20 protein-coding genes and 1 other annotated feature are annotated in these 21,102 nt (G+C 40.6%); of the genes, 6 read left to right on the top strand and 14 right to left on the bottom strand.

The window, feature by feature from the left end; translation table 11 throughout:
- Positions 1–51 precede the first annotated feature (51 nt).
- Positions 52–906 carry a LysR family transcriptional regulator gene (locus NSQ91_RS16080; protein WP_076303798.1) on the top strand — a complete coding sequence of 285 codons (855 nt, stop codon included), beginning with the start codon at positions 52–54 and terminating at the stop codon, positions 904–906.
- Positions 907–1,010: 104 nt separating this feature from the next.
- Here the strand turns inward: NSQ91_RS16080 and NSQ91_RS16075 are convergent, their stop codons facing one another.
- From NSQ91_RS16075 to NSQ91_RS16065, 3 genes are all read right to left on the bottom strand, one after another.
- Complete coding sequence (locus tag NSQ91_RS16075) at positions 1,011–1,838, bottom strand: formylglycine-generating enzyme family protein (RefSeq protein ID WP_076303739.1); 828 nt, start codon at positions 1,836–1,838, stop codon at positions 1,011–1,013.
- Between the two features lie 153 nt (positions 1,839–1,991).
- A complete protein-coding gene (locus NSQ91_RS16070) occupies positions 1,992–2,627 on the bottom strand; it encodes a glycoside hydrolase family 11 protein (protein WP_076190353.1) in 636 nt (211 codons plus the stop codon).
- 251 nt (positions 2,628–2,878) lie between these two features.
- Positions 2,879–3,760 carry an alpha/beta fold hydrolase gene (locus NSQ91_RS16065; RefSeq protein ID WP_076303740.1) on the bottom strand — a complete coding sequence of 294 codons (882 nt, stop codon included), beginning with the start codon at positions 3,758–3,760 and terminating at the stop codon, positions 2,879–2,881.
- A 157-nt stretch (positions 3,761–3,917) separates the two neighbouring features.
- On the opposite strand from NSQ91_RS16065, the gene NSQ91_RS16060 reads away from it, so the two are divergent.
- Positions 3,918–4,631 carry a MerR family DNA-binding transcriptional regulator gene (locus tag NSQ91_RS16060; RefSeq protein ID WP_076184616.1) on the top strand — a complete coding sequence of 238 codons (714 nt, stop codon included), beginning with the start codon at positions 3,918–3,920 and terminating at the stop codon, positions 4,629–4,631.
- 47 nt (positions 4,632–4,678) lie between these two features.
- Here the strand turns inward: NSQ91_RS16060 and NSQ91_RS16055 are convergent, their stop codons facing one another.
- The 5 genes from NSQ91_RS16055 to NSQ91_RS16035 form a co-directional block, all read right to left on the bottom strand.
- Positions 4,679–5,488 carry a GNAT family N-acetyltransferase gene (locus NSQ91_RS16055; RefSeq protein WP_076303741.1) on the bottom strand — a complete coding sequence of 270 codons (810 nt, stop codon included), beginning with the start codon at positions 5,486–5,488 and terminating at the stop codon, positions 4,679–4,681.
- A gap of 47 nt (positions 5,489–5,535) precedes the next feature.
- Positions 5,536–5,776 (bottom strand) — a binding site (T-box leader).
- Positions 5,777–5,896: 120 nt separating this feature from the next.
- On the bottom strand, positions 5,897–6,346 hold the full coding sequence (locus tag NSQ91_RS16050; protein WP_076280622.1) for a DUF1569 domain-containing protein: 450 nt from the start codon (positions 6,344–6,346) through the stop codon (positions 5,897–5,899).
- A gap of 602 nt (positions 6,347–6,948) precedes the next feature.
- A complete protein-coding gene (locus NSQ91_RS16045; RefSeq protein WP_076303742.1) occupies positions 6,949–7,830 on the bottom strand; it encodes an aminoglycoside phosphotransferase family protein in 882 nt (293 codons plus the stop codon).
- A gap of 97 nt (positions 7,831–7,927) precedes the next feature.
- Complete coding sequence (locus NSQ91_RS16040; protein ID WP_143763841.1) at positions 7,928–8,491, bottom strand: hypothetical protein; 564 nt, start codon at positions 8,489–8,491, stop codon at positions 7,928–7,930.
- A gap of 345 nt (positions 8,492–8,836) precedes the next feature.
- Positions 8,837–9,184: a VOC family protein gene (locus NSQ91_RS16035; RefSeq protein ID WP_076125591.1), complete on the bottom strand. Its 348-nt coding sequence runs from the start codon at positions 9,182–9,184 to the stop codon at positions 8,837–8,839.
- An 821-nt stretch (positions 9,185–10,005) separates the two neighbouring features.
- On the opposite strand from NSQ91_RS16035, the gene NSQ91_RS16030 reads away from it, so the two are divergent.
- On the top strand, positions 10,006–13,065 hold the full coding sequence (locus NSQ91_RS16030; protein WP_340918767.1) for an ATP-binding response regulator: 3,060 nt from the start codon (positions 10,006–10,008) through the stop codon (positions 13,063–13,065).
- A gap of 45 nt (positions 13,066–13,110) precedes the next feature.
- Here the strand turns inward: NSQ91_RS16030 and NSQ91_RS16025 are convergent, their stop codons facing one another.
- From NSQ91_RS16025 to NSQ91_RS16005, 5 genes are all read right to left on the bottom strand, one after another.
- Complete coding sequence (locus NSQ91_RS16025; RefSeq protein ID WP_076303746.1) at positions 13,111–13,905, bottom strand: SDR family NAD(P)-dependent oxidoreductase; 795 nt, start codon at positions 13,903–13,905, stop codon at positions 13,111–13,113.
- Between the two features lie 166 nt (positions 13,906–14,071).
- The gene (locus NSQ91_RS16020) at positions 14,072–15,097 is read right to left on the bottom strand and encodes an AraC family transcriptional regulator (protein ID WP_076303747.1); all 1,026 of its coding nucleotides are present in this window, start codon (positions 15,095–15,097) and stop codon (positions 14,072–14,074) included.
- An 18-nt stretch (positions 15,098–15,115) separates the two neighbouring features.
- Positions 15,116–16,063, bottom strand: a complete 948-nt coding sequence (locus tag NSQ91_RS16015) for an LLM class flavin-dependent oxidoreductase (RefSeq protein ID WP_076303748.1) — start codon at positions 16,061–16,063, stop codon at positions 15,116–15,118.
- The gene (locus tag NSQ91_RS16010) at positions 16,044–16,406 is read right to left on the bottom strand and encodes a hypothetical protein (protein WP_076303749.1); all 363 of its coding nucleotides are present in this window, start codon (positions 16,404–16,406) and stop codon (positions 16,044–16,046) included. The genes NSQ91_RS16015 and NSQ91_RS16010 overlap by 20 nt, the downstream gene beginning before the upstream one ends.
- 37 nt (positions 16,407–16,443) lie before the next feature.
- Complete coding sequence (locus NSQ91_RS16005; RefSeq protein ID WP_038571065.1) at positions 16,444–16,893, bottom strand: OsmC family protein; 450 nt, start codon at positions 16,891–16,893, stop codon at positions 16,444–16,446.
- A 150-nt stretch (positions 16,894–17,043) separates the two neighbouring features.
- Between NSQ91_RS16005 and NSQ91_RS16000 the strand changes: the two genes are divergently transcribed.
- Entirely contained in the window at positions 17,044–17,529 is a 486-nt protein-coding gene (locus tag NSQ91_RS16000; RefSeq protein WP_076218115.1) for a nucleoside deaminase, read from the top strand.
- A 121-nt stretch (positions 17,530–17,650) separates the two neighbouring features.
- Here the strand turns inward: NSQ91_RS16000 and NSQ91_RS15995 are convergent, their stop codons facing one another.
- Positions 17,651–18,550, bottom strand: a complete 900-nt coding sequence (locus NSQ91_RS15995) for a glycerophosphodiester phosphodiesterase (protein ID WP_076125603.1) — start codon at positions 18,548–18,550, stop codon at positions 17,651–17,653.
- A gap of 327 nt (positions 18,551–18,877) precedes the next feature.
- On the opposite strand from NSQ91_RS15995, the gene NSQ91_RS15990 reads away from it, so the two are divergent.
- Both NSQ91_RS15990 and NSQ91_RS15985 read left to right on the top strand, forming a co-directional pair.
- Positions 18,878–19,852 (top strand): glycoside hydrolase family 43 protein, encoded by a 975-nt coding sequence (locus NSQ91_RS15990; RefSeq protein ID WP_076303750.1) that lies wholly within the window; start codon positions 18,878–18,880, stop codon positions 19,850–19,852.
- A gap of 48 nt (positions 19,853–19,900) precedes the next feature.
- Positions 19,901–21,043: a glycosyl hydrolase family 8 gene (locus tag NSQ91_RS15985; RefSeq protein WP_076303751.1), complete on the top strand. Its 1,143-nt coding sequence runs from the start codon at positions 19,901–19,903 to the stop codon at positions 21,041–21,043.
- Positions 21,044–21,102: the final 59 nt, after the last annotated feature.

Below are 21,102 nucleotides of genomic sequence, written 5' to 3'. Positions count from 1 at the left end.
AAAACTGAAGGTGACTATCATAAATCATCATACCAAGAAGGTGCAAAGGAAATGGAAAGTGGAGATTTGAGAATATTTCAAGCGGTTGCTCGCGAGGGTAGCATAACGAAGGCTGCTCAAGTCTTGAATTATGTCCAATCAAATGTGACGAACCGGATTCAGTATCTAGAAGCTCAGCTGAAAATCCCCCTATTTCGTCGATCCAATCGAGGGATGACGTTAACGCCGGCAGGTGAGAACTTACTGGTATATACAGACAAAATATTATTACTAATGGACGAGGCTGTGATAACCACACAATACTCTGAGCACCCTGCTGGTCCGCTCCGTCTAGGTTCCATCGAAACAACAGCGGCTACTCATCTAACGCCTCTGCTAACCGAATATCACTTACGATATCCCGAGGTTAATCTATCGCTTATAACGGGAGAAACGCATAACCTCTTACAAAAGGTGCTTGATTACCAACTAGATGGAGCCTTTGTTTATGGGCCCATTGACCAGCCTGATATAGAACATGTTGTTGCTTTCGAAGAGGAGCTGGTGCTTATCTCACAACCAGGTAAGAGCGATATGCGCGAATTGCTTACAAAGCCAATGTTGTTTTTCGACGTCGGATGTACACATCGCGCCAAAGCTGAGAGTTTCCTAAATGAAAGCGGGATGAGCTCTCATAAGATTATGGAATACGGAACGTTAGATGTAATTCTAAGTGGGGTTACCGCAGGACTCGGCGTGTCTATGCTGCCCCAATCTTCGATTTCCAAGGCTGAAGAGGCGGGAGTAATTACTTCCCACCGTCTGCCTGAAGGATATCGAGATTTGCAGGTATGGTTTGTGTATCGCCGGAACGCGGTTTTTTCTAGTGCGTTGTCAAAATTAATCCAAATGATCGAAGAAATATAGCAAACATACATATTGGGGTTTGATTATATTCGAGCGCAAAGCTTGTTTATTAATCAAACCCTTTTCAGCTTTTTCCGATTATACTTGGTATGTCTTGTTCCCCTCTACTCACCACGAATTACTCGAAAACCTTGATCAGGACCCATACCATTCGCTTCGAACTTTCCCCGAAAAGAAATCTCGTTGTTGCTGATACCGCCGATCCACCCGCCACCCTTTACAACCCGGAAAGAACCGCTGTTACTATCTATATCTCCGTACCAGTTCCAACACCATTCCCTTACATTCCCTGACATATCGTAAAGACCTAGCTCATTAGGTTTTTTGCCACCGATAGATTTTGTTTTGTTGTGGTTGTTTTCTATGATCGGCCAGTTCCAATCTCCTGATAAGTATTTGTCTCCAGCATTTTGCCAATACCATGCTACTTCATCTGCTTTATTGCTTCCACTGTAGGTGTAACTTTTGCTCAACTGTCCTCCACTTGCAGCATATTCCCACTCTGCTTCAGTAGGCAATCGGTAACCATTAGCTCCTGCATTGAGCGTTGCTGTCCATTTTAAATTATCGTTATCACTCTTATTATTCGGATCTTTTTTATTTTTATCTATATTGTAATAGGGTTTGAACCCCTCTTTTATACTTCTTTTATTACAGTAATCTATTACGTCATACCAATTAACCATTTCTACTGGCAAGTTGTCGCCTTTGAATGCTGAAGGGTTGCTTCCCATTATTTCAACCCACTCTTTCTGAGTCACTTCATATTGGCCGATATAGAAATTTGATATAGTTGTACTTTTGTAGTTGGAATTTGTGTTAATGAAAGTCCCGCCTTTGACTAATACATAAGTATCCTTCTGTTCAGGCTTTTCTTGCGAACAAGCGCTGATAACAACTACTATTAAAAGAGAAATTAATAGTTTTCTCATGGATATATCTCCTTTCCAACCACTGGTATGTAGTTAAGTATCATTTGTTGAATGATCTAAGGCTGCCGGCTGTGGACCGACAACCTTAGCAATGATAGTGATTAATAGTTATTTTAATAATCTGGAGATGCCTGAGCTGGTCCGATGCTCAAGTTACCATACTGTTACGTTTGAGCTCCCGCTACTTTGATATCCTTCTGTCGCTAACACCTGATAAGACCAACTGCTGCCCAGATTCATTCCGTAACTTTTCCAAGCATTAACGTGGTTGGCAAAAGTGATCGCAACATTGCTTCCCGTTGCTCGCTTGGATTGTCTTACACTCCAAAACTGTGTGAAGGTTGCCGTACCATCAATAGAAGGGGCGTTCGTTCTCGTAGTCGTATATATATCATATGTGCCTCCATCACTGGTCACGGTACCTTTATAAGTTCCAGTAGGTCTATAAGTGCCCCAGCTATCAACGACGTAATATTCTATGAGGGAGTTTCTCGTCCACCCATACAGAGTTAAATACCCATTGCCGGATGGTGCCCAGACGCCTGCATTGTAGTTTATTGTTCTAGATGGGGATCCAGTATTCCAACCTTTACCAACAACAAAGTTACCAGTATTTGACCATGTAACGCTGTAATTCCCACCAGATCCATTAGTAGCATTTACTGTTCCGCCACCATCGGTCCAATTTTGCCAATAGTCTGTCGCTGCACTTGAGGTTGCTGCAAACAAGCTGAAACTCATTGTAGCTGCCATAATTACAGTCACGATTTTCTTGTTAAATTTAAACATAATCTACCTCCTGAAATTTTTTGTCACTACATACCTACATACTGCTTGTCTGTATTTCTAGTAGTCGAAGCAATTCCTTGTGGGGCAGATTCGCAACACCACTTCCTTCCATATATATTAATGTAAGCGATTACATATGGAATCTTATCATAGATCGTTTACTATTTAATCTCTTCAAATTAAAGATTTTACCCTAAAAAGTATTGTTCTTTTGGGATACCTTATTCACTGGATTTTTGTATCTGCCACAATTACAATCCAGTATTTTTTAGTAACACGTTCATAAACCAAGGCTTAATCAGTGGTAAGACTACTGCTGGTTGCATAGCTTTTGTATGGTCCATCTGGGCTCCCGTAAGGATTTCAACATCCCAACCTAAATCAGCCAGCGTCTCCTTATTTCTTTTTAACAACCCGACGATGTCAACGGTAACGTTCCCGAAATTTTCACCGTAAACGATCGTATCATTTCCACCTGCAAAAGCTAGTTTAGGGAGACTAAGCAAATGTTGAATACTGCGATCATCAAAGGCTGTGAGGCTCTGATATAGAGTGACAAATTGTGCTGTAACACGGGTATCTATGGTAACCTTTATATTGTCCCAATCCATTTCGTTTGGACTCTCCGGTCCTGCTGGGCTTTCCACAGGATCATTTTGGTTACTCAAAGCTTGTGTATGTGTTTTATGGGTTACAACCCTCATTTCTTGATAGGGGCCATTATAGGGTGGAAAACCTCCCATTACCAAACTCTCCAAGCGATCTGTTCTTATAGCCATTTGCAATCCAATCAACGCAAGCCAGGAATAACCGTAGTAACTAAAGCTTGTAACATTCATTTCATCCGCAATGTGGAGAAGATCCTTCACAATATGATCTGCTGTTAGATTTTCCTCTGGATATTGAAATAGATGACCTTCATAATCGAAATAAAGCACTTGAAACGTATCCGCAAGTCCTTCAACAAAATGTTTGCCTAATTCGGGATCTACTCCCCACAGCTTTAAGTTTTCTGCTTCCTGATTGTACACAGATTTTTTAGCGATGGGTAACATGAGGGTTGGGCAATCTGGAAGTCCTGCCATACCTACTTCTATTTCTGATTGATTTGCTAATTGTATTATCTTTTTCAATGAACTCACTCCTTTATGTTCTATAAAAGTATCATATAACATTCATGCAATCTTTCGGTTTATCCCTCTACCTCCCTTGATATATCTACCTAAATTCGATTTAATATTGTTGTAGCACTTGAATGTTCAACTTTAATGTTTTGGGGTGATGATGTTTATGGAAGAGATATATACACCTACACTGATAGCTAAGCAATTAAATGTGAGTACCACTACTTTAAGGAGATACGAAGATCAAGGTTTAATTCCAGATGTACCAAGGACCGCCAGCAACCGCAGATGTTACACTTCCATCCATGTGCAAGCTTTTATTACCATTCGGTCATTATTGCAGGGATATGAAATTCCGGTTGTGTACGATGTGATGAGGAAGATTAAAGGCCAGCAGATGGAGTCTGCTCTTTGGGCAATCAATCAAGAGCAACATAATACCCAAGTGGAAAAAGAAAGGTTAGAGGAAGTCTTACGCATGTTTCGGGATGTTGATTTATCTAAATACAAAGATTTAACTGTATCAGATTCAATGACGATTGGTGAAGTTGCACAAATGGCAGGAGTTAATCCATCAGCTATTCGGCATTGGGAACAAGAAGGGCTAATCTCTTCGAATAGGAACAAAGATAATGGCTACAGAGTCTTCACTTTAACGGAATTAAGAAAAATTATTCTTATCAGCAGTTTAAGGAAAACTGTTTATTATATCGAGAATATGAAACAGCTTTTGAATGAAATAGAAACACATAACTACAAAAAAGTGGAGATATCCTTTCAGCTTGCCTTACAAAAATTGAATTCTCAATTAATGAAGCAATTTTTCGCGATAGCTGAACTTACAAACTATGTGAAATTGTATAAAAGTAATGCCGAGTAACATATTGATCATAGAAAAAGGACTACCTTGCGGTAGCCCTTTTGTGCCTATTTGAACTTGATGTCAACAATCTTCCCGCTTTCCACAAAACCAATATTTCGATAAACCTTATTCGAGTCAGGATTCTTTAAATCAGCATAAAGCATGGGCACTAAATCCTCCGATAAAAGAACGGAACATAACTCTGCTACTAGTGCACTTGCATAACCCTTTTTCCGGCAAGACGGTGGTGTGTATACCGCATTTAATCTGGAATATCTTGCCGACCTATGTGCAATGTACGCCATCGATACAGGTTTATCGTCTACAAACCATATATACAAGTCCCCTGTCTCAATCATCCTCTTGGCATCTAGAATTTTAGCTTCTGGGTTCACCCTAACCCCATAAGCCCCCTCTGAGAAACCCGCCAAAAACTCTGCTACAATGGCCAGGTTTTTTCTCGTTGCTTGTTGCATTGTACCTTTTACGTTCAAAGGTTTCTTTGGATCTGTACAGAAATAAGATTCTATAGTCATCGTGGACTCATATTGAAGATGATTTGCCTGAGAATACAGCTGTGCAAAACGTTCTGTTGTTTTTTGTTCTCCAGATACTCCCGGTAATGTAGTCTCTTTAAGAAATTCTATAAGTTCTTCGTAGAGAAAGGCCTTCTTATCCTCGACAATATCCTTAGAACTCCAAAGCCATGCGTTATGTCCCGTTGACTGGGCATAAATCATTGTTTCATCAGAATCTTTTAAGCAAGTAGAACTCTTCGACTCGCAAATAAGGTGAATCAGGTTGTATTGAACCTCATCAGCAATAAACATATCCTGGCTAAGTATTCGATCGGAGACATTGATTTTTTGAAACATTGTTACTCCTCCTTATTTATTTATAAGAACGCAAAAAACTCCGTCCCATTAGGGACGGAGTAGATTCCGCGTTACCACCCTGATTGGTGTATTTATGAATACACCCTCTCTGCTGCCATCGTCCAACAACGATGCTTCTTTGTAACGGCAGAATCCCGGGCCCGCCTACTATGATTTCGGGAGCCAGCTCTGAGGCGATTGTTCGATTCGGGTGTCCTCTGCCTCGCACCAACCGGCAGTTCTCTGATCGACATATCCGGATTTACATGTCCTCTTCGTCGCATTTGATTGCAATATAATTAGATACAATATAAAGTAATAGGGATTTTATGTCAATAAAAAATATGTGAGTTGGCGATTATGAGTGCTCGTCTCCGTTAAACAATTATTATTCACTGCGAAAAAAGACTAAACACCAAATTGTCTTAAATGATGGTCTAGATGTTTATAAATCCCTTTACCCCATTGCTCCGGAGTGAATTTTCCGAAAAAAGGATGTGGATGGGATGAACAATTCTCCGGACCGTTACTTTGAAAAGTTATAATTTTTTGTTTCAGTATTTCTTTTTCTTTTCCAAAATCTCTATCATCTAAAATAAGTATGGTCGGAATTGTTGACATATTATGTGGTACTGGCTTGTCATTGTAAAAAATAGATTTCACAAACCCTCCTATTAATATTCCTAGCCAACTTCTAGGAGGAAAGGAGTTTCCATTTGCGATGTCTTGAAATGCTGAACAGTGAGCCAACATTTGAGAAACATTCATTTTTCCCCACTGTGGGTTTGAATTAGGACTTAAATTCTCGATACGGCACAGTATCTCCGCTGTATGTAAATTGTTATATATACTTTCCATAAACACACTTCCCATTGCGTTTTTTGGGTTTTCGATTTTTTCATTATTAGGTCTGATGATCCATATATCACGATAAGCTATTGTATTCATGATTGCATCATAATAATTTTACAGTATACTGCCGATCAAATATTCGCCATTTCCATTATTCTATCCTTTATTCACTATCATGTTCTTTAATGTAATAAAGCTATCCATCATGGAGGTAGCTCCTCGTCTTAAACTGTTATTGAACTATTGTTTCCCTTTAGCTTAATATACTACGGAGAAATTTAATCCACTTCGGCTCGTATGCTTCACTAATTGGAATCCCTGTATAATAACTATGATAAGGGTCCATTTCCCATATCTTTAAAAGCCCCTCGGAAACTTCATACTTAAATATGGGAGAGCTTTTGTCCGCCCTAATATAATACTTATTGCATACAACACAGTACAAAATCTGCGATTCATCGGAGAAATATGAATAAATATTAAGCTCAGTGTTACAGGCTTCACATCGACGTATTCGATCGCGGTTTAGCCATTCAATAATTAGTTTCAGATTATCATCTCCTCCGTAAAACAAGGAATATCCTTCGCAAACTAACGTGTCCGTCAGTTCAACAACCTACGGATTTCTGCAATACAGAAATACTTTCCTTTAGGAACGCCCTATTCTTTTCAATCCCTCTATTTTTACACCAGACAACAGCACCAAAAGCATCGTAAAAATCATAAAAGGGTAGTATTGTTTCCAAATCCATTAGAGGACGAATTGTTGAATATCCCTCTTTATACGAAATTCTACTTTGAGGATTCACTTCCCAAACATATCGGTTAATTTTTGTGAAATCAATTTCAGAGGATCCACTCCGTGCACTCTCAAAATCAATAATTCCAACAACCATATTATTATTTGTTAGTATATTACCTTGTCGAAAATCCATATGAACAACACATGGGCCATCAGGAGGAGGTAAAACTGAGAAAGCACCCTCAAAGTAATTAATACATTTTTCGAAAAGTCCTCTCTCAAGGACTTGCTTGCAAGGTTCTATAAATTTTTCAAAGCTATTTCTTATATAAAGTCTCCAATTGTTCTGATTAAAAAATTGAAAACCGTCTAATCCTTCCACACCATATCCCGGCATTTTAACTTCATGCAGCTTTGCGTGAAGTACCCCAATTTGAAATGCTAATTCATCGTCAATAGCACCTGTACATGGTATACCTTTAATCTCAGATAAAAGTAATGCACCAGAAATTAAGTCATCCCCACTCCAGAAGTCTAACACCTTTGGAACCGGTAATACCTCCCTCAACAGTTCAAGCATACGATATTCGCGATATACTTTATCCCTGTTATAAGGGATCTTCGCATACACCGTTTCTCCATTAGTAAGATTCAGCTTGTATACTTGTGAACTAAAGGACTCAGGAACATTATCTATACTTAATACATTAAGGTTAAATCTTTTTATGATTGTTTCTACTAAGTTCAACTCGCACCTCACATGTTATGAATGAATAGTAATTAGTTCAGCTATCTTATTCTTAATTTTATTGAACTATCCTAACCATTGTGTAATAAAATTACACTTAGCCCTTTTTCCTTCTTGCTCTCAGGTAAATGACCGAAATCACTACTAGTCCTATTGCAATTACAATATACAAATCAATATCCTGCTCAAACATTAACCACATCTTATATTCTAGGTGTACTTGCTGTTTGGGTCGAAGTCCTTCACCGAATAGTTCTGTTGCTTGGTTAAGGTTATTCATTTCAATTGTTGAACTGCATGGACTACTGCTTGATTCGCCATCCACTTCGCTAATGTATATTAAGTATTTATTACCTTCCTTGAAATCAAAACCCCAAGTGTAGTCTATTCTCACAATAATTTGAGAGTCAACTTCAGTTTTCCAACTTCGTTCAACATCCACTAATATATATCTGATTTTCTCTTTTGGCCCCGTAAATCCTTCTTGTTTCAAATCGACCTTTATTTGTTTTACTTCACCGTAAATTGCTCCACCGTAGACCTCTAGGGCTTCTTGGGGACTTCCTAACTCGACACAGGATAAAGCTTTAGCATCTTGTCCATTTGCAATAAAGAATGCGAATGTGAATAAACATATTAACGTGATTAAACGAAGTTTCAATTTACCACCTACTCTTATGATTTTATTACATAACTTCTTTATTGACATAAGTTATAGGTGAAATGTTGCACTAATTTTCCAATTCCTTCAATGAAATAGGGAGTACACCTCGACGGTATGCTCCCTATTTGGGTTGACAATAGTATTTCGTTGACCGTGGATGCAGCGCAAGCGCCGCACCTCAGAATATAGAAGTTAAAGTTCTTCCTGGGAGCTGAAAGCTTTGAAGAAATATTCCCCACGGATTTGACAACTTTATTCCCTAATACATTTACAATTAGATATTGAACTGAGCTTTTATAAAAAAACGCACCTGTTAGCTCAATAGCAATAATCTGCAACTCCTTACTTCTCCCAAAGCTCGATCAGTCGACCTTCTGGATCTTCAATCCAAATAAACTTTCCAAATTCACTAATCTCTATTTTCTTTGCAAGAGGTACACCAATCTGTTCAAAATGCTTAATCGTTTCGTTTAGATCATGAACTTGGAAATTCAACATCACTTGTTGTTCTATTGGAAAATAACTGTCATCCTCGGTAAAGAAAGAAAAGATGGTCTCATTTCCCACTTGAGGTTTTATCACAGTCCCATTCCAATTCTCTATGTCAAGCTTCAACACCTCACTGTACCACTTTTTTGTAGCTTCAAGATTCTTAGTTCTCCAGAATATTCCTCCGAAACCTTTAATCATCGTATCTACACTCCTGTCTGCATTGAATTTTCTAATAATATACCCTTTAGGATTAAGGAGAATCCACCGTTAACCTCCACTCATTACACCGAAGGTTAGTTCTAACGGGGTATTCAAAATCACATTCACCAATAAACGAGGAGCCAAGCTTATGAAAAATGATATTGGAAGCAGGAGTGAAGTGTATCGGACCCTATAGTCGCTATTAACCATAATTCGGCTCATTTGAGAACCTATCGGACTCTATAGTCGCTATTGGCTCGAAAAGCCCTCATATCGCGCATGTTTGGAACAAATAACGCCTCTGGGGTCCGAAACACTTCTTAAAAGTCAAAATTCAGCCGAATAGCTGCATCTGAGTCCGATCGCTCATGGTGAAGAGAGCGTGTGGGAATACAATACGCACAACAAGCAGCATAGTCGCACATCCGGTATCACAGACGCCAAACCAGCAGCATAGTCACAAATTAGGTAACACAAACGCCAAACCAGCAGCCAAATAGCACATTCGGTAATCCAGACGCCCAACAGAGAAGCACCAATCAAGTATTGGAGTGTTCGTGTATTCATGTGTTCGTGTATTCGAGTACGCAAATGTTCAAGGAGATACATCATGCATCTTCCATGTGGAGAACATTCCTCTTAGCCCCACGCAGTGTCCTTTGCTCATTACTTCTCCTTCTTATGTAAATAATCTTCATTTTAGATTCTAGATTAGAATTATTTGCTATAATGTTCTCATGAAAAATAAAACTATCTTAAACAAATTAGCTATCATTCTACTTTTTATAAGCATTCTCTTTGGCCTACGCTGCATTTGGTTGAGTCTATTTAAGGTTTCCGACACTGTACCTGTGATTAACAATGGGGTACTGGATTTACGCGGCCAGGATCTGGAGCAGGCTAACTTATTCAGGCTGGATGGTGAATGGAGCTTCTATCCTTCGCAATTCGTTTCATCGAAGACTTCTACTCTACCAAAGCTATCCCACTCGCTTCAAGTTCCTGGAAATTGGAGCCATGTTATGGGAAGCGATCAGAATTCTTCTTATGGTTATGGTACGTATCGTCTGCGAATTTTGGTAGACCCGCTTCAGCAACCTGTCTCTTTCTGGATCAAACAAATTTATTCCGCTTCCAGTGTGGAGATTAACGGCACTCCTATTCTCAATAATGGGGTAATAGCTCTTGATGCCGATACATATGTACCCAAAACCACCTCATATACAGCAGCTTATTTTTCAAAAAACACCACAGTGATAGATGTATTTATTCACGTAGCTAACTTTGATCACCCCTATAAGGGCGGTATAAAAGGCCCTATTTTCTTTGGCTCTCAGGAACTCATTGACCGGACATACTTTTACACTGTCGGATTTCAAATGCTTACAGCAATTATCTTACTACTGCATGGGCTTTATGCCTGTATTCTGTACTTATTTAATCCTAAAGAACGTGCTCTGTTTCTTGTAGGGTTAATGACCTTATCTGTAGCTGTAATCCTTTTAGCTCGAAATGACAACTTAGTGCTTTCATTACTGCCGATTAATTATACTTGGTCCTTAAAAATCCGTTTGATCGCCTTCTTATGGCAAAACCTTTTTATTCTGCTTGTTTTCAGGAAATTCACCTCAGGTACCAAAGTCAACAAGTGGTTACGTGCTTACACATGGTGTCTTTTCCTTTATACCTTGTTTATATTTATTGTCCCTGCTTATTTAGTCAGCACATCCATTCATTTGGGAATCATTCAAGTGTTCCAGTATATTCCCTTCATTTGGTTGCTCTATAGCTTAGGGCGCTTATTGTTCAAAAAGCAAGATGATAAAGATGTTGTTTTTCTGCTGTTATCAGGTGCGGCGATCGTTTCTAATTTGTTATGGAATTTGTGGGATAGTAACGGACACTATTCAATTGTCTATTATCCTTTGGATATTATCGCAGCCATCGTGGGCTTCTCAGCTTATTGGTTTAAAAAGTATTTTCAAAATGCTAAAGAGAACATGGAACTAAATGAGCAGCTGAAAAAAGCAGACAAACTTAAGGACCAGTTTCTCGCTAATACCTCACATGAGCTGCGTACACCGCTTCACGGAATCATGAATATCGCGCAAAATATTGTCACAAAAGAAAAGGACAGACTTTACGAAAGTAGCCGTCAAGATATGGAACTGCTGATTACAATCAGCCGCCGTATGTCTCATATGCTTGGTGATCTACTGGATGTGGTCCGTCTTCAGGAGCATCGTGTTATTTTACAACAGGAACCTATTTCGGTTCAATCGGTAGTTCCCGGTGTGATTAGTATGCTTCAATATATGATTGAAGGTAAGCCAGTACAGCTATCTATGGATATCCCGGAAGCTATGCCGCCAGTTCGTGCGGACGAGAAAAGGCTGGTGCAGGTTTTATTAAATCTGGTGCACAACGCGCTCAAATACACCGAAGCAGGACTTGTAACTGTTAAGGCTGAGGAACAGGACGGACAGGTTCTTATCTATGTGACAGATACCGGAGTAGGCATGACTGAAGAGACTATGGCACGGATATTTCTACCCTATGAGCAAGGCCCTCACGGAATAAATGACGGGCGTGGAATTGGGCTGGGATTAAGCATATGCCGGCAGCTGGTAGAACTGCATGGAAGCAGCCTAAGCATTCAATCAGAGCTTGGTAAAGGTTCAACTTTTAGTTTCACACTCTCTCTTGCCGATTCTTACAGCGAGCAGATAATAAAACAGACGGAACCTACAGTTTCGTATATGGCAGATGAGATTCATAGACAGATGACTGAGTGGGGAATTTCCGAACATCAGCCAAGTAATCACTCTGAAAAAATTCCGCCGCTTTTTACAGAGATTAAGGTAAATATTCTGGTGGTAGATGATGATCCTGTCAATCTGAATGTACTAAAGGGTATTCTTGAAACCGAACCTTATATCATAACTACCGTGAACTCAGCCCATGAAGCATTGGAATTGTTGGATAAAAGGAACTGGGACTTACTTATTGGCGATGTTATGATGCCACAGATGTCGGGATACGAATTAACACAGAAGGTTCGTACTCGTTACTCCTTATATGAGCTTCCGATTCTACTGCTTACTGCCCGTAGTCAGCCTGAGGATATTTATACTGGATTTTTGTCCGGTGCCAATGATTATGTCACAAAACCTGTGGATGCAGTGGAGCTTAAATACCGTATTCGGGCTTTAACTGCGATGAAGCTATCCTTCAATGAACGGGTGCGCATAGAAGCAGCCTATCTACAAGCACAGATACAACCGCATTTTTTATTCAATACGTTGAACTCTATTGCCGCACTCAGTGATTTGGATACTAAAAAAATGCAGGAGCTCATTGGCGCGTTTACTTCTTTCTTAAGAATCAGTTTTGACTTTTTAAATGTCGGAGAGCTCGTGAACCTCTCCCATGAACTGGAATTGGTAGAATCTTATCTGTATATTGAACAGACTCGATTTGCAGAAAGGATATCTGTTGTCTGGAAGGTAGATCCGAATATTGACATCCTAATTCCTCCTCTATCCATCCAACCGTTGGTAGAAAATGCTGTTAAGCACGGTATACTTAAGCGCCAACAGGGTGGGACTGTTGAAATACGTATTATCCGTCTGCACAACGCTGTAAAGATTGAGGTGGAGGATAATGGGCAAGGTATGGATTCCGGGACCCTCTCTTTACTGCTGAAGCCAATGATGGAAGGCAAAGGTGGCATCGGGCTGGCCAACACCCATAGGAGGTTAAGTCAATTATATGGTCAAGGTCTCTCGATCCAGAGTAAGCCTGGAGAAGGCACCTTGGTATCCTTTGTTGTACCAGAGGACAGTGATAACTTTTCAAGCAAAAAAGCCGCTCCATAAGGAGTGGCTTTTTTGTATCGTTATCTATATCCTTTTAGAGTAAGCTTAAAAAATAGTCGGCACCATTCCCCCATCCATGCGAATTGGAGAACCTTTAAATGCAGAGGCATAAGGACTGCATACAAATGCTGCTAGTCTGCCTATTTCAAAAGGTTTAATAAATCGTTGTATTTCAGATTGAGGAAGATTTGTAGTCATGAATTTTCTTTCTTTTTCTGAAAAAGTCATATCTTCATTGGAGTATATCCCATCGATAATTTGATGCACATTTTCAGAAAGTGTTGGTCCTGGCATGATTGTATTGACTGTAACTTCAGTTCCTATCGTTAACTTAGATAAGCTTTTTGACAATGATAATAACATTGATTTGGTCATTGCATATTGAGGCATTTGGCCTGAAGGCATAATGGCTTCTTCACTAGCAATAAAGAGAATGCGGCCATAATCTTTTTGTAACATTTTAGGTAAATAGAATTTTGTTAATCCATTCGCAGCAAGGACATTAGTACGGAAGTATTTTTCGAATATTTCGTCGTCAACGTCCTCATATTTCATAATTTCATAGATACCCATATTATTAACTAAAATATCTATATTAGGGTATTTTTCGAATAAGGCTTCTCTTTGTTCAATATTCACAATATCCGCTGTAGCATTTTGTGGAGAGGTAGCCGGGAAATTTGACTTTATTTCATTTACAGTTTGTTCTACCTGATTATAATTCCGTCCATTAATTAGTACATTAACTCCTTCTTTAGCAAGTTCAAAGGCGATTGCTTTGCCAATACCTTTTGTTGATCCTGTAATTAAAGCTGTTTTATTATTTAATCCCATATCCATATTACATTTCTCCTTTTATCACGGCGTGCTGAGTAGTTGTCATTTTAAGAACAGTCCTGTGTGCCGGCTAGGATTATATTATCGTACCGGGGTTGTTCAGTAACTAGCGGATTGCGCCAAAGTTCTTGTTTAACACGCCAATGATAAATCTCTGAAAATACTGTCTTTATGAAGAGGGTACCGAGTTTAAACCTAAATGTTCAGTACGCCAATTTGAAGGAGTATCACCTTCCCAAAGACGGAAGGCACGGTAGAACGAGTTATGGTCTTCATATCCAATCAAGAAAGCCACTTCTTTAATATCAAGCGATGGATCTGCCAGATACTCTCGTGCTTGCTCATGTCTAGCTTGTGTCAGCAATTGCTTGAAGCTTGTGTTTTCTTCAGTAAGCCTGCGTTGCAACGTACGGTCACTCATACTTAATGCCTTCGCAACAGCATGAATGTCAGGGCGTCCTCCGCTGAAGCTGCGTTTCATGATCCATTTGACCCTCTCGGTTATAGAGCGAGTGCCCTTCTGTTCAGCAAGCGTCCGGTCCAAAACGGGAGTCAGAATCTCCAGCAGCTCTTCGTTGTACGAGATAAAAGGCCGATCCAAATCATTTCGAAGCAACGTCAAACGATTATATTGAGCACCTATCTGAATTCGGCAGCCGAAATAATCTTCAAGAATCTTTACATTTCCTATAGGCTGTGAAAACTCGACAAGCTGTGCTGTCAAAGGTAGACCTGTGCCTCGCCGCCCAAGCTCTAGAAGAAATGCCAAAGTGAGGCCTAGTAGCAGCGGTGGACCAAAATGCCCGGGATGCTGCCATTCCAATTCGATTGTACATAGCTCGCCTTCTTCGGTAAAACGCAAGCTTTCAGGAGGGCACATTTGTTTGTATCGTACCATTCGGTTAAGAGCATCGCGATAGTCCTTAGCATGGTATGTTGCTAAGACCGTAGGCGGATATTGTGTAGTTTCAAAGACGGTTGCAAGCTTAATGATTCCTTCGGCTGTATCCCCAATGAAATCGGAATATGCCTGCCAGACTGCGAAATATTGGGCGGTGGTGACTTCTGACTCTGTGATCTGGCTAAGTGGAAGATTTGCTTTGCTGGCTACATCTTGTGCAGTTATTCCTAATTGACTTAATCCAGCCCAAAATCCTGGTGGGATTTTAATTTGATCAGAGGTATGAAACTTCATACATATGGACCTCCTTTATTAAGAACTCCAGCACACTTGGGCAAGCAGTTCGAACGAATGCAATCGTTTCTCATAATCTGGAATCATGGTAACGATAATGAATTCATTAACTCCATACAAAAGAGATAACCGTTCCAACTTACCTTTAACACTTTCCGGAGTACCTACCAGCAGCTTACGTTCCAAGGGCTCAGACTTCGCTTCGGCAGAACCTTCTTGTTGGAATAATGTCGTACCAGATGAGGCCAATCGCTCTGCCTCTTCCTCAGTCTCGGCGCAAATGACGCCAACAGCAACCATGGCCTGCGGTTCAGGAGAAAGTGAAGAAGGAGTAAAGGTTTCACGGTAAGCCTGCAAAACCTCCTCCCCTGCTACATCGCTCATGAACTGGCCAAACACATAACCTGCTCCAAACTCGGCAGCATATGCCGCGCTTTTCTTGTTTGTACCCAGCAGCCATAGCTCTGGAGATACGGGAGGGACCGGACGGGCGGTTATTGAACGTCCTTCATAGGAATAGTTACCCTGCAATAATTCAGTGACGCCTTTAAGGAGTTCTGGCATTTTCCAAACATTTTCGAGAAAATTGCCACTTAGTGCTAAACTTACTTCAGCAGTACCGCCGGGAGCTCTGCCTAATCCAAGGTCGATGCGTCCCGGGTACAAACTGGCCAACAAATGAAATGCTTCCACCACCTTTAGCGGCTTATAATGTGGCAGCAATAAAGCGCCTGAGCCAAGGCGAATGTGTGCTGTTTTCGCTCCAATATGCGATAAAAGCACCTCCGTAGAGGTACATGCTAATCCTGGCATATCATGATGTTCAGCAACCCAATAACGAGTATATCCCAGTCTTTCTGCTGTCTGAGCCAGCTTCACTGCTTGTCCCAATGCGATACTAGCATCCACCGTATTAAAAACAGGTACAAGATCTAATACACTAAGCTTAATGGATGTTCTTGTCATGATTAAGTCCTACTCGAGGGTTTCGGTAAAATTCGATCATATCGATAAAAATAAGCTTGTAATCAACTGTCACCGCAGCCAGATCATACATTCGGCCATGGCCGTCTTCTTTGGAGGCAAAAACAACATCGTGCCGCAGCTTGTCCATAATCATTTTGCCGATGAACTGATGCTCGTATTCCGCGTACTTCTTTTTGAAAGCTTCATTAAATTCCCACACCTCTTGGTAAGAACGCTCTAGCATTGCGTTTACCAAAGTCAGCTCGTTGCCCTCTTTTTGTACAGCCACGTAATAATTTCCGCGCTCATCCTTGATCAAATCCTTATATAACTCAACGTTCAAAGTTAACGTCTCCTCTCTGATTACCTAGGACTCAATTTTATAGGCTTGCAGTCAGCACCGTTGGCTCTGTCGTGATTTCTACATTTCCTGCAACGGCTCTGGAGATCATGCAGGAGCCTTCTGCTTTATGGGCAATTCGGATGGTTTTATCGATATCGTCCTGTGACGCATCTTTGGTAAGGGTGATTAGGGGTGAATGTTTGATGGCTTCATATGTAAAAATGTTATTCGTTACATCGACCGTCGCCTCTGAGGTTAACGTCAGCTCTGAAGTCGTAAGCCCTGCCCGCTCCAGCATTGCTGCAAGTGTAATGAGATAACAGGTTGCTGCTGCTCCCAAAAGCATCTCATCCGGATTCGTTCCTACTCCGGGTCCTCCCATTTCCTTCGGAATGGAAATTTGAGTCTTAAGCTGTCCAGCTTCAATAGTTCCGTCACTGTTACGGCCACCGTTCCATACGGCGTTCAATATAAATGGGTGCTTCATTTTTATATATCCTCCCTAGCTTGATATGCATGCTATATTTTTCATCGAATACTTTACATGCTAACATAGAAGAATGTGGTGAACAAACAGGCTCAGGCCTACTATTCATGAAACTTATCTATAAATTAGAATTCAGGAGGTTCTACCATCATGATAAACGACACGGATATCAAACATCTTAAGCGTTGTATTGAACTTGCCCAAATTGCACTCGAAGCTGGGGACGAACCCTTTGGTTCCGTCCTTGTATCAGCAAGTGGCGAAGTGCTGGCGGAAGACCGCAACCATGTAGGTAGCGGTGACCATACTCAGCATCCCGAATTCGCTTTAGCCCGCTGGGCAGCTCAGAATATGACACTGGAAGAACGTAAGCAGGCAACAGTGTATACCTCCGGAGAACATTGCCCTATGTGTGCAGCGGCACACGGGTGGGTTCATTTAGGACGAATTGTATATGCCAGTTCCTCGAAGCAATTATCGGCGTGGTTAAATGATATGGGAATTGCAGCATCACCCGTCCGTAATTTAAGTATTCAGGAGGTTATTTACGATGCGTTCGTAGATGGCCCTGTACCCGATCTTGCAGAACAAGTACGGGAGCTTCATCTACAATTTCACGAGAAAAGACTTCATTAGAAAGAAGAAACAAAAATAATTGATTTTCCGTAAAAAAAGAACCTTTGGATAAAGGTTCTTAGGCTGTCGAGAAAGTCTCGACAGCTTTATTTATGTCCAGAAAAGGGTGATTTCACATCCCTTACTTTTTATTATTCTTAATTACTTCGCTAAAGCGGTCAGGGAAATTTGTATGTACACCATCTACACCCCAAATTACGGCTTTATCCATATTCACTTGATAATTCACAGTATATGGAAACACCTTTAGCCCTGAATTTTTTGCCTGCGCGACATATGCCGCATTTATTTTTTGAAAGTTAGGACTTATGCCTACCGCATAAGTTTTTAATCTATTCACATAGGATTCTGATATTTTATAAACAGGGAAATCATACCATACAATTTGATAAAGAGGGACTGCTGGATTTATGGAATGGAATCTACGTAAACTCGCTTCACTAAATGAATGAATAGCAACATGAGCCGACAGATCATAATTTAAAATTTCTTCGTTTAACAATGCCTCGATGTTCGAATTCGACGTGGGATCTTTAATCTCAATCATATAGTCCACTTCTTTTCCGAACCTTTCAAATACCTCTTTTAGTGTCGGAATACGTAAATCTACATATTTATCTCTAGCGAACATGGGATATTGTTCATTAAACCATGAACCCGCGTCTAATTTTGAGATCTGCTCTAAAGTAAAATCCTTTACATACCCTTTAGCATTCGTGGTACGGTTTACGGTCCCATCGTGAATAACAACAGGAACATGATCTTTTGTTAACTGAATGTCTAACTCGATATAATCGGTCTTCATATCAATGGCTAGCTCGAATGCAGGTATTGTATTCTCAGGAGCATATCCTGAAGCACCACGGTGAGCGATGGTATATACTTTATCCGCAGGCATGATAATTTCCTTTACTTTAATGCGAATCCAGGGGGAATAAGCATACAAAGAGGTGAACAATAAGATTAATAAAAGCACATGTATACCTATAAAGTAGATTCTGGAATTTTGAATTTTTTGCATTAAGCTGACCTCATCTTTTTAAAAATATAATGTAGAATACTTGGTGTCTTTCGCTCTAACATTCATTCTTGTGTAAAATTATGATTTATATTCCCTTATGTTAATCTCACCTCATCGTATTTGTAAGGTCAAAGTTTGGAGATTTCTATTGTACCAGATTATCTAGAGAAAATATTGTGAGGCAGCATAAATGGGAAAGGGTCTGCAAGGTCAAGAAAGCAACATCTAAACTTTGTGGGGTATAAACTATAGTTGCTATATATACAGAGTCCTAAAGTTCTTATACCATTAACTTTGTAAGCGATTAACTTTATAGGAGGAAATGACTTGACAAAGCCAGTGCAACCCAATGAACCTCTCGTAACTCATATTTATACTGCGGATCCTTCTGCTCATGTATTTGAAGGCAAGATTTATATTTATCCCTCTCATGACCTGGATCACGATATGATCTCTAATGACAACGGTGACCAATATAATATGGAGGATTACCATGTTCTGTCTATTGATGGAGATGGCTCCCCTTGTATCGACCACGGTGAAGTGCTTCATGTGAAGGATGTCCCATGGGCTAAACAGCAAATGTGGGCTCCGGATGCAGCATACAAAAACAATACCTACTATTTGTTTTTCCCAGCCCGAGACCATGACGATATTTTCCGAATCGGGGTTGCAACCTCAGCGTCACCTTCGGGACCCTTTACACCTGAACCGAACTACATTCCCGGCAGTTATAGCATTGATCCCGCTGTTTTCGTTGATGATGATGGCAAATCATATATATACTTTGGGGGTCTTTGGGGCGGTCAACTTGAAAAATGGCAAACCGGCTCATTTGTTGCGGATGCAGAGGGACCGGCTGAAACGGCACCTGCTCTAGGACCTATCGTAGCGGAGCTGAACGAGGACATGCTGAGCTTTGAAGGTGCGCCTAGAGAAATATCCATCGTCGATACGAACGGAAATCCGATTCTTGCTGGAGATGAAGAGAGAAGATATTTTGAAGGTCCATGGGTTCATAAATATAACGGTTATTATTATCTTTCTTATTCCACGGGTACTACCCATAATATTGTATACGCTATCAGTAAAGATCCGCTTGGGCCTTTTGTATATCAAGGAAAAATACTTACACCCGTCCTGGGCTGGACAACACACCATTCTATTGTTCAGTTTAAAGAGAAATGGTATTTATTTTATCATGATAGTTCTTTATCTGGTGGTGCTGACAACAAGCGTTCTGTAAAATATACGGAGCTGAAATACAACGATGATTGCACCATTCAAACCATCCATCCTTAGTTTTTATTGAAATGGAGTGCATGCGTAGTGCACAGGAGGGGAAATATCATGCCAATAACACAACAAGGTGCTTTTTATACGGGGAAATATCGCAATTTATTTAAAGAGCTCGGCTTTTCTGAAGATGAAATCAACGCTAAACTCGAAGAAACTTGGAGTGATTTGTTTTACGGAGATCCGAACGTACGAATCTACTATCCGCTGGACGAGGATAAAAGCTATATTCTGGATACAGGTAATCTGGATGTTAGGTCTGAAGGAATGTCCTACGGGATGATGATGGCTGTTCAAATGAATAAAAAAGATGAGTTTGATCGTTTATGGAACTTCTCTAAGACGTTTATGCAGCACAAAGAAGGCCGTTATGCCGATTACTTTGCTTGGCACTGCAAGCCTGACGGTACAAGAATTTCTCAAGGACCCGCACCGGACGGGGAAGAGTTTTTCGCCATGGCTTTGTTTTTTGCCTCAAAACGTTGGGGGAACGGTCCGGCACCTTATAATTATTCCGAGCAGGCTCGAATAATATTGCGTGCTTGTGTACATAAAACTGAAACAGGCGCTGGTGACTCAATGTGGGACGCGGAAACGAAACTGATTAAATTCGTACCGGAATCCACCTTCAGTGATCCATCTTACCATCTCCCCCATTTCTATGATTTGTTCGCTTTGTGGGCTGATGCAGGTGACCACATGTTTTGGAGAGAAGCGGCGGAAGCCAGCCGCTCATATCTACACACTACATGTAATCCTATAACTGGTCTCGCTCCCGAATATGCTAATTTTAACGGCACCCCGGCAGAACCCCAGCTTCATGGTGATTTCAGTCATTTTTTCAGTGATGCTTACCGGGTTGCGGCTAATATCGGTTTGGACTGGGCATGGTTCCAAAAGGACAGCTGGCAGGTCGATCAATGTAACAGGATTCAAGCTTTTTTTAGGAATATCGAAGTTTCCAATTACAAGCGGTATACCATTGAGGGACAGGCATTCGACGAACCGGCGCTGCATCCAGTAGGCCTTTTGGCGACTAATGCCATGGCTTCGCTTGCTTCGGAAGGCCCGGAGGCAGAGCATTTTGTCCGTTTGTTTTGGGATACACCTTTGCGAACTGGACAACGTCGTTATTATGATAACTGTCTGTACTTCTTTAGTTTACTAGCCCTAAGTGGAAACTATCGCATTTATTGAAGTATATCGAACAAAACAATAGGACTCCATTCCTCAAAAAGCCGAGGAATGGAGTCCTA

The organism is Paenibacillus sp. FSL R7-0048, from assembly GCF_038004505.1.
Classification (GTDB): domain Bacteria; phylum Bacillota; class Bacilli; order Paenibacillales; family Paenibacillaceae; genus Paenibacillus_AQ; species Paenibacillus_AQ odorifer.
The sequence above is the reverse complement of the archived record's forward strand: the minus strand, read 5'-3'. Positions and strand labels throughout refer to the sequence as shown.

Coding starts and splice junctions, on each gene's coding strand:
- NSQ91_RS16055 (WP_076303741.1), bottom strand. CDS start 5,488: ATGTTTCAAAAAATCAATGTCTCCGATCGAATACTTAGCCAGGATATG.
- NSQ91_RS16035 (WP_076125591.1), bottom strand. CDS start 9,184: ATGATTAAAGGTTTCGGAGGAATATTCTGGAGAACTAAGAATCTTGAA.
- NSQ91_RS16050 (WP_076280622.1), bottom strand. CDS start 6,346: ATGGAAAGTATATATAACAATTTACATACAGCGGAGATACTGTGCCGT.
- NSQ91_RS16005 (WP_038571065.1), bottom strand. CDS start 16,893: ATGAAGCACCCATTTATATTGAACGCCGTATGGAACGGTGGCCGTAAC.
- NSQ91_RS16000 (WP_076218115.1), top strand. CDS start 17,044: ATGATAAACGACACGGATATCAAACATCTTAAGCGTTGTATTGAACTT.
- NSQ91_RS16020 (WP_076303747.1), bottom strand. CDS start 15,097: ATGAAGTTTCATACCTCTGATCAAATTAAAATCCCACCAGGATTTTGG.
- NSQ91_RS16075 (WP_076303739.1), bottom strand. CDS start 1,838: ATGAGAAAACTATTAATTTCTCTTTTAATAGTAGTTGTTATCAGCGCT.
- NSQ91_RS15985 (WP_076303751.1), top strand. CDS start 19,901: ATGCCAATAACACAACAAGGTGCTTTTTATACGGGGAAATATCGCAAT.
- NSQ91_RS16015 (WP_076303748.1), bottom strand. CDS start 16,063: ATGACAAGAACATCCATTAAGCTTAGTGTATTAGATCTTGTACCTGTT.
- NSQ91_RS16025 (WP_076303746.1), bottom strand. CDS start 13,905: ATGGATATGGGATTAAATAATAAAACAGCTTTAATTACAGGATCAACA.
- NSQ91_RS16080 (WP_076303798.1), top strand. CDS start 52: ATGGAAAGTGGAGATTTGAGAATATTTCAAGCGGTTGCTCGCGAGGGT.
- NSQ91_RS16070 (WP_076190353.1), bottom strand. CDS start 2,627: ATGTTTAAATTTAACAAGAAAATCGTGACTGTAATTATGGCAGCTACA.
- NSQ91_RS15995 (WP_076125603.1), bottom strand. CDS start 18,550: ATGCAAAAAATTCAAAATTCCAGAATCTACTTTATAGGTATACATGTG.
- NSQ91_RS16060 (WP_076184616.1), top strand. CDS start 3,918: ATGGAAGAGATATATACACCTACACTGATAGCTAAGCAATTAAATGTG.